This is a genomic window from Aurantimonas sp. Leaf443, assembly GCF_001425575.1.
Lineage (GTDB): Bacteria > Pseudomonadota > Alphaproteobacteria > Rhizobiales > Rhizobiaceae > Leaf443.
In genome coordinates, this window is sequence record NZ_LMRD01000001.1 from 419,487 (window position 1) to 435,193 (window position 15,707).

Sequence of the window (15,707 nt, forward strand, 5' to 3'; positions counted from 1 at the left end):
CCCGGCCGCCAGACGCGCGGCCGGGCGTTTCCCGTTTCGAAGGCCCGCCTTGTCAAAACCGGGGCCGCCTGTAGACTGCGGGGCGAAGGGCAGGCTCGATTCCCGCCCTTCGCCAGGATGGTTCCGGAGCCGCGACGCGGCCGAGGACGAAAAGGGAATGCGACGGACCGACCCAATCAGGGGGTCTTCATCGCAGCCGACCCCGCGACTGTAGAGCGGAGAGGATCTCACCGCCTTCGACGACCCCGCCGCGCGGGGAAATCGCAAGGAAAAGCCACTGGGAAACCGGGAAGGCGAGGGGAGGGCCGATGACCCGCGAGCCAGGAGACCTGCCATCCGCAGACCCGGACCGCGCGGCTCCTCGCGCGGCCGTCACGGAGGTTGACCCATGATCCAGTCCAGCCGCGCGCTGCCGCAACGGGCCGCGCAAGCCGATCTCTCCACGCGCATCGCCACGGGGCTTCTGGCCCTTGCCTGCGGCGCGTTCCTCGTCTGGGGCGCGGGCTTCGCCAAGGCCGACGCGCTGCACGACGCCGCGCACGACCTGCGCCATTCCTACGGCTTCCCCTGCCACTGACGCGATAGGCCCGCCGCACCCCGCCGCCGCTCGGCCCCGACGAAGGGCGGGGCGGTCGCGCCGTTCGTCGCGGGATGCCGCCGTCGCACGATGCCGTTCGCGCCTCGCCGAGCCTTCGGGTGCCGCAGGGCTGCGAGGCGCAGTCTGCGTTCTGCGCCGTCGGCAAGTTCGCTCGCGCCGCGGCGCGGCGCGACGGGGCCGTCGCGGACGGTGCCTTGGCGACGGCCTGTGGCGGGCCGAATCCTGGAGAGATGGAAATGACGATCGCCCGATCCTTCCTGGCCGCGCTCTGCGTCGGCCTTTTCGTCGGCGTCCTGATGACGCCCGTTCAGTATCTGCGGGTCGTCCCGCTGATCGAGAGCGCCGAGCGCTACGAGAGCGGCGGGGGCGCCGGCCACGACCATGCCGGCTTCGTCGGCGCGGCGCTCGCCGGCACCGCGGCATCGCAAGGGGCGGGCGAGACGCTGCGTCTCGCCCATTCCGGCGCGCATGCGGACGAGCATCACGCCGAGGGGCAAGCCGGCGCTCCGCTCGGCTCGCGCCTTGCCGGAACGCTCGCGGCCAATGTCGTGACGGGTGCCGGCTTCGCGCTCGTTCTTCTCTCGGCCAGCCTTCTCCTGAACCGTCCGCTGACGGCGGCGAACGGGCTCGCCTTCGGCCTTGCCGGCTTTGCCGCCGTGGCGCTGGCCCCCGCTCTCGGCCTGCCGCCGGAACTCCCGGCCATGCCCGCCGCCGATCTCGGCGCGCGGCAGGCCTGGTGGGCGCTGGCCGCCGCCTGCACGGCCGGGGGCCTCGCGCTTCTGCTCCTGCCGCGCGCGGCGCTCCTGCGGGCGCTCGGCCTCGGCCTCCTCGCGCTGCCGCATGTCGTCGGCGCGCCGGCGCCGGACGAGCTGGCGAGCCCGATCCCGCCGACGCTCGCGGCCGAGTTCGCGGTCGCCTCGCTCGCGACCGGCGCCGTGTTCTGGGCCCTGCTCGGCGCCGGCCTCGGCCGCGCCTTCGACCGCTTGGCCGCGCGGCCGTGACGGCGGCCCTGGCGCCGGGCGTCACGCTCGTTCTCGGCGGCGCGCGCTCGGGCAAGAGCGCTCATGCCGAACGGCTGGTGGAGGAAAGCGGCCTCCAGCCGGTCTATCTCGCCACGGGCCGCGCCTTCGACGGCGAGATGGACGCGCGCATCGCGACCCATCGCGAGCGCCGGGGAAGCGGCTGGCGCACCGTGGAGGCCCCGCTGGACCTCGGGCCGGCGCTGGCGCGCGAGGCGGGGCAAGGCCGCGCGGTTCTCGTCGACTGCCTGACGCTCTGGGTGACAAACCTGATGATGGAGGGGCGCGACGTCGCCTCCGAAAGCGCCGCGCTGTGCCGCACGCTGGAGGCGCTGGGGGCGGTCCCCATCGTCCTCGTCTCCAACGAGGTCGGGCTCGGCATCGTGCCCGACAACGCCATGGCCCGCGCCTTCCGCGACCATGCCGGCCGGCTGCACCAGGATGTCGGGCGCATCGCCGCCCGCGTCATCTTCGTGGCGGCCGGACTGCCGCTGACCCTCAAGGGCTGAGCGCCCGAACGCTCCCGGATGGATACCATGCAGAAGATTCCCGCCACGATCGTCACCGGCTTCCTCGGCGCCGGCAAGACGACGCTGATCCGCAACCTCCTGCAGAATGCCGGCGGGCGCCGCATCGCCCTCATCGTCAACGAGTTCGGCGATCTCGGCGTCGACGGCGACCTCCTGAAGGGCTGCGGCGTGGAGGCCTGCCGCGAGGACGACGTGGTGGAACTGACCAATGGCTGCATCTGCTGCACCGTCGCCGACGACTTCGTGCCGACCATGACGATGCTTCTCGACCGCGACCGGCCGCTCGACCACATCGTCATCGAGACCTCGGGCCTCGCCCTGCCGCAGCCGCTCGTCGCCGCCTTCAACTGGCCGCAGGTCAAGGCGCGCGTGACGGTGGACGGCGTGGTGACGGTGATCGATGCGGCGGCGGTCGCCGCGGGGCGCTTCGCCCATGACGAGGCGGCGCTCGCCGCCCAGCGCGCGGCCGACGAGAGCCTTGACCACGACGACCCGCTGGAGGAACTCTTCGAGGACCAGATCGTGGCGGCCGACATGATCGTCCTCTCCAAGGCCGATCTCGTGGACGCGGCGACGCTCGCACGCGTGAGCGAACAGGTTTCGGAGCACGGTTCGGCCAAGATCGTCGTCTCGCAGGGCGGCCGCCTGCCGGCCGAGGTTCTGCTCGGCATCGGCGCGGGCACCGAGGACCTCATCGCCGGCCGCCGCTCGCATCACGAGATCGAGCACGAGGGCGGCGCGCCGCACGACCACGACGATTTCGAGAGTTTCGTCGCGCAGGCCGGGCCGCTCGCCGATACGGACGCCTTCGTGGCCGGGCTGAAGCAACTGATCGCGGAGGAGGATATCCTGCGCGTGAAGGGCTTCGCCGCCGTCGCGGACAAGCCGATGCGGCTCGTGGTGCAGGCGGTCGGCACGCGGATCGAGACCTATTTCGACCGGCCCTTCGCGCCCGGCGAGGCGCGGGGCTCGCGCCTCGTCGTGATCGGCCTGCATGACGGGCTGGACGCGGCAGCGCAGGCGCGCATCGTCGCCCGGATCGAAGCGCTCGCCGCCGGCGAAGCGCTCGGCGCGGCGGCCGAGTAGGGCGCTTGCATCTTCTTCTCGCCCGCCAGGGCGCGCTCGACGAGGGCGGCGAGGCGATCGATCTCGGCCAGTCGCCGGCGCAGATGCTGGTCCTCTCGGCCGCCGACACCGAGATCGCCGCGCTCGGAGAGGCGAAGCGGCGGCTCGGCGCCCGGGCGCCGGAGCTTCGCCTCGCCAACCTCCTGTCGCTGCGCCACCCGATGTCGGTCGACGCCTATGTCGAGCGCACGGCGCGCCATGCGCGGCTCGTCGTCGTGCGGCTTCTGGGGGGCGCGTCCTACTGGCCCTACGGTCTGGAGGCGCTTCTCGCGAACGCCCGGCGCAGCGGTGCCGGGCTCGTCGTTCTGCCGGGCGACGACCGGCCGGATGCGGGGCTGGACCGGTTCAACACCGTGCCCGAGGCCGAGCGGATCGCGCTGTGGCGCTATCTCCTGGAGGGGGGCGCGGACAATGCCGAGCGCTTCCTCCTCGCCGGACGGGCGCTGATCGACGGCGGCGCCTGGCCGGACGCGGCGCAGCCGCTGGCGCGCGCCGGCGTTCTCGGCGGCGAGGCCATGTTCGCGGACGGGGCGAAAGGCACGCGCCCGCTCGTCGCGCTGGTCTTCTACCGCGCGCTCCTGCAGAGCGGGCAGATGCAGGCCGTCGAAGCCTTGGCCGAGGCGCTGGAACGGCGCGGCTGCGACGTGGCGCGGCTCTTCGTCTCCGGGCTGAAGGACCCCGTCTCCGTGGCGACGCTGCGGCGCCTCTTCTCGGCGCGCGCGCCGGGCCTCGTCGTGAACCTCACGGGCTTTGCCGTCTCCTCGCCGGGCGCCGGACGCGTGCCGACCGTCCTCGACGAGACGGGCGCCATGGTGCTGCAGGCGGTGCTTTCGAGCGGGGGGCGGGAGGCCTGGGAGGCCTCGGCGCGCGGCCTCTCGGCGCGCGACCTCGCCATGAGCGTCGCCCTGCCGGAAGTGGACGGGCGCGTGATGACGCGCGCCGTCGCCTTTAAGGCGGCGGCCGCATGGGACGCGGCCACGCAGACCAACCTCGTCGCCCACGCGCCCGTCGCGGACCGGGTGGCGTTCGTCGCCGAACTCGCCGCCCGCTGGCTGCGGCTCGGCGCCAGGACGGCGGCCGAGCGGCGCGTGGCCATCCTTCTCGCCAACTATCCCAATCGCGACGGGCGGCTCGGTAACGGCGTCGGGCTCGACACGCCGGCCGGCACGATCGAGGTCATGACCGCGATGGGCCGGGCGGGGTACGACGTCGGGACGGTGCCGGCGGACGGCGACGCGCTGATCGCCCATCTCATGGAAGGGCCCACCAATGCCGGCACGGCCCGTCGCACGATCCGCGAGACGCTGCCGCTTGTCGCCTATCGCGCCTTCTTCGACACGCTGCCGGCCGGCATGCGCGAGGCGGTGACGCAGCGCTGGGGAGCGCCCGAGGCGGATCCGTTCATGGTGCGGCGCGCCGGCGCGCTCTGCTTCGCGCTGCCGCTCGCCCGGTTCGGCGCCACGATGGTCGGCATCCAGCCGGCGCGGGGCTACAATATCGATCCGAAGGAGACCTATCACTCTCCCGACCTCGTGCCTCCGCACAATTACATCGCCTTCTACGCCTTCCTGCGCACCGCCTTCGACGCCGACGCGATCGTCCACATGGGCAAGCACGGCAATCTGGAATGGCTGCCCGGCAAGGCGCTGGCGCTCTCGCGGACCTGCTTCCCCGAAGCCGTGTTCGGCCCGGTGCCCCATCTCTATCCGTTCATCGTCAACGATCCCGGCGAGGGCACGCAGGCCAAGCGCCGCGCCTCGGCCGTCATCATCGACCACCTGACGCCGCCGCTGACGCGGGCGGAGAACCACGGCATCCTGCGCGACCTCGAGGCGCTGGTCGACGAGTTCTATGCCGCCAGCGAAGGCGACGCTCCGCGCGCCGCGCTCCTCAAGACGCGCATCCTCGATCTGGTGCGCGACACCGGGCTCGATCTCGACGCCGGGCTCGACGCCGCGCCGGACGCGGCCGCGGCGCTGGAGCGGCTCGACGCCTATCTCTGCGACCTGAAGGAGATGCAGATCCGCGACGGGCTGCACGTCTTCGGCCGCTCGCCGGAGGGGCGCCTGCGCCGCGATCTCGTCGTCGCGCTCGCCCGCCTGCCGCGGGGCGAGGCCCCGGGCGAGGCCTCGATCCTCAGGGCGCTCGCCGACGATCTCGGCCTCGACGCGGCGAAGGGCGAGGGGCGCGCCTTCGACCCGCTCGACTGCGACATGGCCGCGCCCTGGACCGGCGCGCGTCCACAGGTTCTCAACAGGATATCAACAGATCCCTGGCGCAGCGCGGGCGACACGGTGGAGCGGCTGGAACTCCTGGCGGCGAAGCTGGTGGAGGAGGGCGCGGGGGCGGCGACGGGTCTTTCCCATGCACAGGCCGTGCTCGAATCCGTCGAGACGCGGCTTGGCCCCGCGCTCGACGCCTGCGGCGCGGCCGAGATCGAGGGACTTCTCACCGGCCTTTCCGGCCGCTTCGTGGCGCCCGGCCCCTCCGGCGCGCCGACGCGCGGACGGCCCGAGGTGCTGCCGACGGGGCGCAACTTCTTCTCCGTCGACACGCGCGCCGTGCCGACGGAAGCGGCCTGGACGCTCGGGCGCTGCTCCGCCGAACTCCTCGTCACGCGTCACCTGCAGGATCACGGCGACTGGCCGAAGGCGATCGGCCTCACCGCCTGGGGCACCTCCAACATGCGCACCGGCGGCGACGACATCGCGCAGGCGCTGGCGCTGATCGGGGCGCGGCCCGCCTGGGACCGCGCCTCGGGGCGCGTGACGGGCTTCGAGGTTCTGACGCTCGCCGAACTCGGCCGGCCGCGCGTCGACGTGACCCTGCGCATCTCCGGCTTCTTCCGCGACGCCTTTCCCGACCAGATCGCGCTTTTCGACCGCGCCTCGCGCGCCGTCGGAGCGCTGCGCGAGGAGGGGTCGGAGAATCCACTGGCCCAGCGCATGGCGGAGGAGGCGCAGCTTCTGGTGCGGCAGGGCATGGCCGGCGACGTGGCCGGGCGCCTCGCCGGACGGCGCGTCTACGGTTCGCGGCCGGGCGCCTACGGGGCCGGGCTCCAGGCGCTGATCGACGAACGCGGCTGGCGCGAGCGCGGCGATCTGGCCGAAGCCTACATCGTCTGGGGCGCCTATGCCTACGGCGCGGACGGCGAGGGCGAGGGCGACCGCGCGGGGCTGGAGCGACGGCTCTCCAGGATCGAGGCGGTCGTGCAGAACCAGGACAACCGCGAGCACGATCTCCTGGATTCGGACGACTACTACCAGTTCGAGGGCGGCATGAGCGCGGCGGCGGAGCATCTTAACGGGCGCCGTCCCGTGCTCTACCACAACGATCATTCGCGCCCCGAGCGCCCGGTGATCCGCACGCTGGAGGAGGAGATCGGCCGCGTGGTGCGCGCGCGCGCGACCAATCCGAAATGGCTCGCGGGCGTCATGCGCCACGGCTACAAGGGCGCCTTCGAGATCGCCGCGACGGTGGATTATCTCTTCGCCTTCGCCGCCACGACCGGCGCGGTGCGCGACCACCATTTCGAGGCGGTGTATTATGCCACGCTCGGCGACGAGGCGGTGCGCGCCTTCATCGCCGATCACAACGCGCCGGCGCTCGCCGAGATCGCCGAGCGGCTGGCCGAGGCGATCGACCGGGGGCTCTGGGTGCCGCGCTCCAACGCGGCGCGGGCGGACCTGTCGGACCTGTCCGGCACGAGGCGAACGGGCGAGGGGAACCGAGGATGACCGAGAAGATCACCGATGGCATGAGCGAGGCCGAGCTCGACGCGCGCCACGCCGAGAAGATGCGAAAGAAGAAGGCCGCGCGCGACAAGATCCTCGCCACCAAGACGGTGGAGAAGGGCCTCCTCATCGTCCATACCGGCAAGGGCAAGGGCAAGACGACGGCCGCCTTCGGCCTCGTCTTCCGCGCGCTCGGCAACGGCTTCAAGGTGGGCGTGGTGCAGTTCGTGAAGGGCAAGTGGGAGACGGGCGAGCGCCATATCCTGGAGCGTTTTCCCGACGAGGTGACGATCACCGCCATGGGCGACGGTTTTACCTGGGAGACGCAGGACCGCCAGCGCGACATCGCCGCCGCCAAGGCCGCCTGGGAGCGCGCCAAGGCGCTCATCATGGACGAGGAGCACGACATGGTGCTGCTCGACGAACTCAACATCGTCCTGCGCTACGAATATCTCGACCTCGCCGAGGTGCTCGCCGTGTTGCGCGACAAGCCGGCGATGAAGCACGTCGTCGTCACCGGCCGCAACGCGCGCGAGGAACTGATCGAACTCGCCGACCTCGTGACGGAGATGGAGGCGGTGAAACACCCGTTCCGCTCAGGGGTTAAGGCGCAGAAGGGGATCGAGTTCTAGGCACCGTTTCCTCGGACGCCATCGGGACCTTCGTTCCGATGCCGGGTCGATTCCGGGTCGCGCCGCTGTCCGGCCCGGCAATGGTCATGACGTCGGTCATGACGGGGCGTCCCGGTCGGCGCCGTCGCGCGGTCGACGGGGCGGAAACGTCCTCAGCGCCTCAGAAATTCTCCACCGCGTAATCCGCCGCCGCGCTCCGCTCCAGGACGAGGCGCATGTTCGGCAGGTCGTTGCCTTCCATTTTCTGGCGCATCGTCTCGCCCTCGAGCCCGTAGCCCTGCCAGCGGCGGGTGAGGCGTTCCTCGAGGATCGCGGCGGGAACGTCGAGGAGGACGCTCGCGTCGAAGCGGGGGCGCAGCGGGGTCCAGGCGGGGTCGTCGAGGAGGAGATAGTTGCCCTCGACGAGGACGAGGCGCGCGGCGGGATCGACGATGCGGGCGCCGGCGCGGGCGATCTCGAGGTCGCGGTCGAAGACGGGCACCGCGATGGCGCGGCCGTCGTCGGCGCGCAGCCGGTCGAGAAGGGACGCGAGGCCGTCGACGTCGAACGTGTGGGGCGCGCCCTTGCGCGGGCGGTGGCCCCGCGCCTCGAGAACCCGGTCGTCGTAATGGAAGCCGTCCATGGCGACGACGGCGGCGCAGCCGGGGCGGGCCTCGTTCAATGCCGCGGCGAGGCGCTCGGTGAAGGTCGTCTTGCCCGAGCCCGGCGCCCCGGCGACGGCGACGAGATGGCGCGTCTCGCCGGGCAGGGCGAGGAGGGCGGCGGCAAGGCCGGCGAGGTCGGTTCGGATCATCGGTTCGTCTCGGATTGGCGTTACGGCCGTTCGATGAATGTTGACGATCGGTCGCCGGCGAGGGGATTTGTGACGGGCGGCCCCGGCACCCTATCTTGGCCGCAACGCCAGACAGGGGAGACCAGCATGGCCGCCGAACTCAAGGGCATTCACCATCTCACCGCCATCACCGCGGACGCGCCGGCCAACCTGCGCTTCTACACGCAGGTTCTGGGCATGCGTCTGGTGAAGAAGACCGTCAACCAGGACGACACGAGCGCCTATCATCTCTTCTATGCCGACGGGAAGGCGGCGCCCGGCACGGACCTGACCTTCTTCGACTTTCCCGCGGCGCCCGAGCGGCGCGGCAACCATGCCGTCTCGCGCACCTCTCTGCGCGTCGCCGGCCGGGCGAGCCTCGAATGGTGGCGCGCGCGCCTTGCCGCGCACGGCGTCGCGACGGGCGAGATCCGGGCGCTCGACGGGCGCGACAGTCTCGATTTCGAGGACCCGGAGGGCCAGCGGCTGCGGCTCGTGGACGATGGCGGGCGCGGCGAGGCCAACCCTTGGGACGGCAGCGACGTGCCGGCCAAGCACCAGATCCGGGGCCTCGGGCCCATCGTGATGGCCGTGCCGGCGCTGGAGCGCTCCGAGCCGGTGCTGACCGTCCTCATGAAGATGCGCAAGGTGCGCCTCTACGAGGAGGGCGCGGCCAAGGTGCACGTGTTCGAGATGGGCGAGGGCGGACCGGCGGCCGAACTCCATGTCAGCGTCGATCCCGCGCTGGGGCAGGCGATGCAGGGGGCGGGCGGCGTGCACCACGTCGCCTTCCGCGCGGCCAATGTCGAGGAGCTGCACGAGTGGACGGCGCGGCTGAAGGACTATCGCGTGCCCTCCAGCGGCGAGGTGGAGCGCTATTACTTCCGCTCGCTCTATTTCCGCGAGCCGAACGGCATCCTCTTCGAGATCGCCACGGACGGGCCGGGCTTCGCCGTGGACGAACCGATGGAGACGCTGGGCGAGAGCCTCTCCCTCCCGCCCTTCCTGGAAGCGCGGCGCGCCAGCATCGAGGCCAATCTCAAGCCGCTGGTCTGAGACCGGCTTCATCGCGCGGCGCGCCAGCATCGAGGCCAATCTCAAGCCGCTGGTCTGAGACCGGCTTCATCGCGCGGCGCTCCGCCGAAAGGGAAAGGCGCCGCGCCTGCGACACACGTCCGTCCGCACGACAAGGAGACGATGATGACCACGATCGACACGGCCGCGTTCACACGGCGCCTCGGGCTCGCCCATGCCGGGGCGCCGCTGGAGACGGCGCGGCTCTGCGTGGTGACCCTGCACGGCCGGGGCGCGGATGCGGCCGGCATCCTGCCGCTCGGCGAGGCGATCGGCTTGGGTGACGTCGCCTATCTGGCGCCGGAGGCTGCGGGCGGGGCCTGGTATCCGAACCGCTTCATGGAACCGCTGGAGGCGAACGAGCCCTTTCTCGGCCGCGCGCTGGCGCGGGTGGGGCAGGTGCTGGAGGCGCTGAAGGAGAGCGGCTTCGGGCCCGCGCGCACGGCCTTGATGGGCTTCAGCCAGGGGGCCTGCCTGGCGCTGGAATCGGTCGCGCGCCGGCCGGGCTCGGTGGCGAGCGTCGCCGCGCTCAGCGGCGGGCTGATCGGCCCGAGCGTCTCCGGCCGCCTCGAAACGGGGCGCCACGACGGGCTGGACGTGTTCCTGGGCTGCAGCCTGATGGACCCGCATATCCCCGCCGTTCGGGTGCGGGAGAGCGCGGCCTTTCTCGGCGAGCGCGGGGCGGACGTGACGATGCGCCTCTATCCCGAGCCCGGCCATACGGTGAACGGCGACGAGATCGCGGCGGTGCGCAGCCTCTTCTCCTGATAAGGCGCTGTCCTCGACGCGTGCTCATGGAAACGCCGTGCATCCTGGAGGATGCACGGCGTCCGTGCTCGTGGAACCGAGTGCCCATCGCCTGTTCGGGCGGGCGACAGGGCCCGTCAGGCGGCCGCGCAGCTGTCGTCGAGATCGGCGACCAGATCCTCGACCGCCGCGATCCGCGCGCCGACATCCTCCAGCGCGCGCTTGAAGACGAGGCGGCCCTTCTTCTCCTCTCCGCCTTCCAGAGCCCGCGCGCAGTCGGGGATCGCGCCGCCGGCAAAGGCCAGCGCGATGCCGCCGGGGCCCGCCTCGATGCGGCCGAGGCCGGCGGCGCTCGCCGCGATGCGCAGGCGGGTGACGCCGACGAGCCGTCTCACGGGCGCCGGCATGGTGCCGAATCGGTCGGCGAGTTCCTCCTCGAAGGCGCTGAGATCGGCGGCGTCGGTCAGCCGCGCGAGGCGGAAGTAGAGGTCGATGCGCGTCTCGGGGTCGCCGACATAGTCCGGCGGGATGAAGCCTTCGGTGCCGAGCGAGATTTCCGGCCGGCGCTCCTCCACGACGCGGCCCTCCGCCTCGGCGAGCGCGCGTTCCAGCATCTGCCGGTAGAGATCGATGCCGAAGAGCTTCATGTGGCCGGCCTGCGTCTCGCCGAGAAGATCGCCGGCGCCGCGCATGTCGAGGTCGCGCGCGGAGATGAGGAAGCCCGAGCCGAGCCCGGAGAGTTCGGCGAGGCACCGAAGGCGCCGGGCGGCGGTCGAGTCCTTCTCCAGCACCTCCTCGGTGAGGAGATAGGCGTATCCGCGCCGCGCGCTGCGGCCGACGCGGCCGCGCAGCTGGTGGAGCTGCGACAGGCCGAAGAGTTCGGGCGAGAGCACGATCATCGTGTTGGCGCGCGGCACGTCGATGCCGCTCTCGATGAGGTTGGTGGCCAGAAGGACGTCGCCCTCGCCCTCGCCGAAGCCGAGCATCACGGCGTCGATCTCCTCGGCCGGCAGACGGCCATGGGCGACGCGCAAGGAAAGATCCGGCACGAGGCGCTGCAGGAGGGCGCGCGTCGGCTCGATGTCGCTCACGCGCGGCACGACGACGAAGCTCTGCCCGGCGCGGCGCTTCTCGCGGGTGAGGACGTCGCGCACGAGATCCTCGTCGAGCGCGCGCACCTCCGTGTAGACCGGCTGGCGGTTGGAGGGCGGCGTCGCCAGGATCGACAGGTCGCAGAGGCCGACGAAGCCGGCCTCCAGCGTGCGGGGAATGGGCGTCGCGGTCAGCGCGAGGCGATGGCAGTGCCGGGCGCGGGCGCGCAGGGATTCCTTGTCGCGCGTGCCGAAGCGCTGTTCCTCGTCGAGGACGACGAGCCGCAGGTCCTTGAAGCGCGTCGCCTTGGTGGCGATGGCGGATGTGCCGACGACGACCTTCAGGCTGCCGTCGGCAAGGCCCGCGCGGGTCGCCTTCATCTCCCGCGCGCTCGCCATGCGCGAGAGTTCGCCGACCTCGATGCCGAAGGGCGCGAGGCGCCGGCGCAGGTTGCGCAGGTGCTGCTTGACGAGGACGGTGGTGGGTGCGGCGAGCGCGACCTGTCCGCCGGAGAGGACGACGGCCGCGATGGCCCGCAGCGCGACTTCGGTCTTGCCGAAGCCGACATCGCCGCAGACCAGCCGGTCCATCGGCCGGCCCGAGCCGAGGTCGGTCAGGATCGTCTCGACGATAGCGCCCTGGTCGGGCGTGAGCTCGAAGGGAAAGGCGTCGCAGAAGCGCTGGAACGGCTCCGCGGGCGGCACGACGGTCTCGGCCGAGCCCTTGGCGCGGGCCTTGGCGAGTTCCAGCATGCCTTCGGCGAGGGTCTTCACCTCCTGCACCATGGCGTTTCGCCTGGCCGTCCAGCGCTTGCCGTTCAGCTTGTCGAGCGGCATGGAGGCCGCGTCGCCGCCATAGCGCGAGAGGGCGTCGATCTCGGCGACCGGCACCATCAGCGTCGCGCCGTCCTTGTAGCCGAGGCGCAGGACGTCGGTGCGCGTGCCGTCGGCGATCTCCAGCGTCTCGATGGCCTCGAGCGCCCCGACGCCGTGGTCGAAATGCACGACGAGATCGCCGATTCGCAGGCGGTCGTTGCCGAACGGGTCCGCCGAGACGGTCTCGCCGCCGCTTTCGGCCCGCCAGCCGAGGACGTCGCCGGCCGTGACGACGGCAAGCTTCAGCTCCGGCGAGACGAAGCCGTGGGCGAGCGGCAGGACGAGGACGGGAAGCGTGCCGGGCTCGCCGTCGAGCGCTTCGGCCCAGGACGGCACGGATCGCACGGGCCCGTCGAGCCGGCGGGCGGCTCTGCGGCGCAATTCCTGCGCCAGCGCCTCGCTCGGCGCGGAAAGGACGACGCGGAGCGCGGGATTCTCGCCGACGAAATCGGCGAGCGCCCGGGCGGGGCGGGGATCGAGCGAGAAGCGGGGCACGCGGCGCGAGGCCGCCTCGTCGTCGTCAGGGCCGGTGATGCGAAGGGCCGGCGCGCGCGTCGCCGCCTGCCATTCCTCGGGGTCGAGGAAGAGGCGGCGCGGGTCGGCGGGGCAGTGGCCGCGGCGCAGTTCGATGGCCTCGCGCGACTCGCGGATGATGTCGCGCACGATCTCGGCCCGGGCCTGCGCGCCCTCCTCCAGGACGAGGCGGGCGTCGGGCAGGTAGTCGAAGAGGGTCTCGCGCGGCGCGTCCCCTTCCTCGCCGATGGTCTCGGAGGCGGCATCGACGATGAGGTGGTCGGTCTGCGTCAGCGAGCGCTGGGTGGCCGGGTCGTAGGAGGCGATCGAGATCACCTGGCCTTCGGCATGCTCGATGCGGCAGGGATGGGAAGCGGCGGCGGGGAACACGTCGAAGATACGGGCGGAGCGGGCGATCTCGCCGGCTTCGTCCACGCGCCCGTCGAAACTGTAGCCGAGGCGTTCGAGGCTTGTCGCGAAGGCCTGCGGGTCGAAGGGCGCGCGGCGCTTCAGCTCGACATGGGCATCGGCGAAGACGGCGCGCGGCGGCACGCGGCGCAGGGCCGCCGCCGGGGCGGTGACGAGGATGGCGGGGCGCTTGTCGCGATTCGTGAGCCAGCGCAGGACGCTCATGCGCCGGCCGGCGACGGCGCGGCTCGGCGCGTCGCTTTCGAGCGGGGGGACGTCCCAGGCGGGGAAATGCGCCGAGCCTTCGGGGCCGAGCATGGCCTGCAGAACGCGGTTCAGCGCGGCGGCCGAGCGCTCGCTGGCGGCGATGTAGAGGATGGGCGCGGGATCGGCCGCGATGCGCGCGACGAGGTCGGCGGCGATGGCCCCGACCGAGCCGAGGAGGGGGAGGTCGACCGGGCCGGCCATCTCGTGGGGCTTTCGCCGCTCAGCGGTCTTGCGCATCGTTCCTCCGTCCGTAACGCCAAACAGACGCCGGACGAGAGTGTGTGCGGCGCTCCTCCCAGAACGGGCGAGGGGCGCCGCGGTTTCTCGGACCCTTGGCCGCACTGCGTGGCCGGGAACGGAACGGCGGCGGCGCGCCGGCGCCCCCGCCGCTCGGCAGATCAGCGCTTCAGGAGCCGGTTCGCCTCGCCGATGATGCCGCGCCGGAAGAGGAGCACGCACAGGACGAAGATGACGCCGATGATGACGGTGACCGGCACGTTGGAGGTGGCGAAGTAGTTCTGCATGGTGATGACGAGGGCCGCGCCCAGCGAGGGGCCGAGGATCGTGCCCATGCCGCCGAGAAGCGTCATCAGCACCACCTCGCCCGACATCTGCCAGGCGACGTCGGTGAGGGTCGCGATCTGGAAGACCAGCGCCTTGACCGCGCCCGCAAGCCCGGCGATCGCCGCCGACATGACGAAGGCGCCGAGCTTGTAGCGCTCCACCCGGTAGCCGAGCGAGATCGCGCGGTTCTCGTTCTCGCGGATGGCCTGCAGCACGTGGCCGTAGGGCGAGTGGACGATGCGCCAGACGGCGAGGAAGCCGAGCACGAAGATCGCCAGGGTGAAGTAGTACATATTGAGCGTGTTCGAGAGGTCGATCACGCCGAGCAGATGGCCGCGCGGCACGTTCTGGATGCCGTCCTCGCCATGGGTGAAGGGCGCCTGCAGGAAGATGAAGAAGATCATCTGCGACAGGGCCAGCGTGACCATGGCGAAGTAGATGCCCTGGCGGCGGATGGCGAGGAAGCCGACGGCAAGGCCCATGAGGCCGGCGCAGATCGTGCCGAAGAGGACGGCGGTCAGGGGTTCCAGGCCCCATTCCTTGACCGCATGGGCGGTGAAATAGGCCGCGCCCCCGAAGAAGGCGGCGTGGCCGAAGGACAGAAGGCCGGCGAAGCCGAGCAGGAGGTTGAAGGCCGTGGCGAAGAGCGCGAAGCACAGGACGCTCATCACGAAGACGGGATAGACGAAGAAGGGCACCGCGATGAGCCCGGCCAGCGCGAGGATCGCGACGACGAGGCCGATGGCGTTGAGGCGGGTGCGGCCGGACCTGCGCGGCGGCGCGGCCTCGGCCGCGCCATGCCCGGGGGCTGTGGAGACGCTCGCCATGGTCAGGCTTCCTTTCCGAAGAGGCCGGCGGGCCGGGCGAGGAGCACGATCGCCATGATGACGAAGACGACGATGTTCGAGGCCTCCGGATAGTAGACCTTCGTCAGCCCCTCGAGAATGCCGAGGAGATAGCCGGAGACGATGGCGCCCAGAATCGAGCCCATGCCGCCGATGACGACGACGGCGAAGACGATGATGATGAGGTTGGAGCCCATCAGCGGCGAGACCTGGTAGATCGGCGCCGCGAGCACGCCGGCGAGCGCGGCGAGCCCGGCGCCGAGCGCGTAGGTCAGGGTGAGGAGAAGGGGCACGTTGACGCCGAAGGCCTGGACCAGCTGCGGCTTCTCGGTGGCCGCGCGCAGATAGGCGCCGAGCTTGGTCTTCTCGATGAGGAGCCAGGTGCCGAGGCACACGGCCAGCGAGGCGACAACGACGAAGCCGCGATAGTTGGGCAGGAACATGAAGCCGAGATTGGTGCCGCCCGCCAGGAGCGGCGGCGTCGCATAGGGCTGGCCGGCCGCGCCGTAATAGTAGCGGAACGTGCCCTCCAGGATCAGCGCGAGGCCGAAGGTGAAGAGCAGGCCGTAGAGATGGTCGAGATCGTAGAGGCGCGACAGCATGGTGCGCTCGATCACGGCCGAGACGGCCGCGACCGCCAGCGGCGCGACGACCAGCGCCGGCCAGAAGCCGAGCCCGGTGTGCTGGAGGAGGAGATAGGCGACGAAGGCGCCCAGCATGTACTGCGCGCCATGCGCGAAGTTGATGACGCGCAGGAGGCCGAAGATGACCGCGAGGCCGAGGCTGAGCAGCGCGTAGAACGAGCCGTTGATGAGGCCGATGAGAAGCTGGCCGAGGAGGGCGGGCAGGGGCACGCCGAAGATCATGGTCATG

At 71.7% G+C, this 15,707-nt stretch carries 12 protein-coding genes and 1 riboswitch; of the genes, 8 read left to right on the plus strand and 4 right to left on the minus strand.

Annotated elements, in window-relative coordinates; all coding sequences use genetic code 11:
- The first annotated feature begins 116 nt into the window (after positions 1–116).
- Positions 117–337, plus strand: a riboswitch (cobalamin riboswitch).
- 51 nt (positions 338–388) lie between these two features.
- From ASG48_RS01825 to cobO, 6 genes are all read left to right on the plus strand, one after another.
- Complete coding sequence (locus ASG48_RS01825) at positions 389–577, plus strand: CbtB-domain containing protein (RefSeq protein WP_055844298.1); 189 nt, start codon at positions 389–391, stop codon at positions 575–577.
- Positions 578–834: 257 nt separating this feature from the next.
- Complete coding sequence (locus ASG48_RS01830) at positions 835–1,599, plus strand: CbtA family protein (RefSeq protein ID WP_055844300.1); 765 nt, start codon at positions 835–837, stop codon at positions 1,597–1,599.
- Positions 1,596–2,126: a bifunctional adenosylcobinamide kinase/adenosylcobinamide-phosphate guanylyltransferase gene (gene cobU / locus ASG48_RS01835; RefSeq protein ID WP_244486690.1), complete on the plus strand. Its 531-nt coding sequence runs from the start codon at positions 1,596–1,598 to the stop codon at positions 2,124–2,126. Before ASG48_RS01830 ends, cobU begins: the two co-directional genes overlap by 4 nt.
- Before the next feature lie 27 nt (positions 2,127–2,153).
- The gene (gene cobW / locus ASG48_RS01840; protein ID WP_055845367.1) at positions 2,154–3,233 is read left to right on the plus strand and encodes a cobalamin biosynthesis protein CobW; all 1,080 of its coding nucleotides are present in this window, start codon (positions 2,154–2,156) and stop codon (positions 3,231–3,233) included.
- 5 nt (positions 3,234–3,238) lie between these two features.
- Positions 3,239–7,009 (plus strand): cobaltochelatase subunit CobN, encoded by a 3,771-nt coding sequence (gene cobN, locus ASG48_RS01845; RefSeq protein WP_055844302.1) that lies wholly within the window; start codon positions 3,239–3,241, stop codon positions 7,007–7,009.
- Positions 7,006–7,638 carry a cob(I)yrinic acid a,c-diamide adenosyltransferase gene (cobO, locus tag ASG48_RS01850; RefSeq protein WP_055844304.1) on the plus strand — a complete coding sequence of 211 codons (633 nt, stop codon included), beginning with the start codon at positions 7,006–7,008 and terminating at the stop codon, positions 7,636–7,638. Before cobN ends, cobO begins: the two co-directional genes overlap by 4 nt.
- 160 nt (positions 7,639–7,798) lie before the next feature.
- On the opposite strand, the gene ASG48_RS01855 is transcribed toward cobO, so the two are convergent.
- Positions 7,799–8,431 carry a nucleoside/nucleotide kinase family protein gene (locus tag ASG48_RS01855; RefSeq protein ID WP_055844307.1) on the minus strand — a complete coding sequence of 211 codons (633 nt, stop codon included), beginning with the start codon at positions 8,429–8,431 and terminating at the stop codon, positions 7,799–7,801.
- 126 nt (positions 8,432–8,557) lie between these two features.
- Between ASG48_RS01855 and ASG48_RS01860 the strand changes: the two genes are divergently transcribed.
- Entirely contained in the window at positions 8,558–9,505 is a 948-nt protein-coding gene (locus ASG48_RS01860; RefSeq protein ID WP_055844309.1) for a ring-cleaving dioxygenase, read from the plus strand.
- A 141-nt stretch (positions 9,506–9,646) separates the two neighbouring features.
- Positions 9,647–10,291, plus strand: a complete 645-nt coding sequence (locus ASG48_RS01865) for a hypothetical protein (protein ID WP_055844313.1) — start codon at positions 9,647–9,649, stop codon at positions 10,289–10,291.
- A gap of 116 nt (positions 10,292–10,407) precedes the next feature.
- Here ASG48_RS01865 and ASG48_RS01870 read toward each other — a convergent pair whose 3' ends face one another.
- From ASG48_RS01870 to ASG48_RS01880, 3 genes are all read right to left on the minus strand, one after another.
- Positions 10,408–13,662: a DEAD/DEAH box helicase gene (locus ASG48_RS01870; RefSeq protein WP_156381400.1), complete on the minus strand. Its 3,255-nt coding sequence runs from the start codon at positions 13,660–13,662 to the stop codon at positions 10,408–10,410.
- 161 nt (positions 13,663–13,823) lie between these two features.
- The gene (locus ASG48_RS01875; RefSeq protein ID WP_082529166.1) at positions 13,824–14,816 is read right to left on the minus strand and encodes a branched-chain amino acid ABC transporter permease; all 993 of its coding nucleotides are present in this window, start codon (positions 14,814–14,816) and stop codon (positions 13,824–13,826) included.
- Positions 14,817–14,818: 2 nt separating this feature from the next.
- Entirely contained in the window at positions 14,819–15,706 is an 888-nt protein-coding gene (locus ASG48_RS01880; RefSeq protein WP_055844319.1) for a branched-chain amino acid ABC transporter permease, read from the minus strand.
- Between the last annotated feature and the right edge of the window lies 1 nt (position 15,707).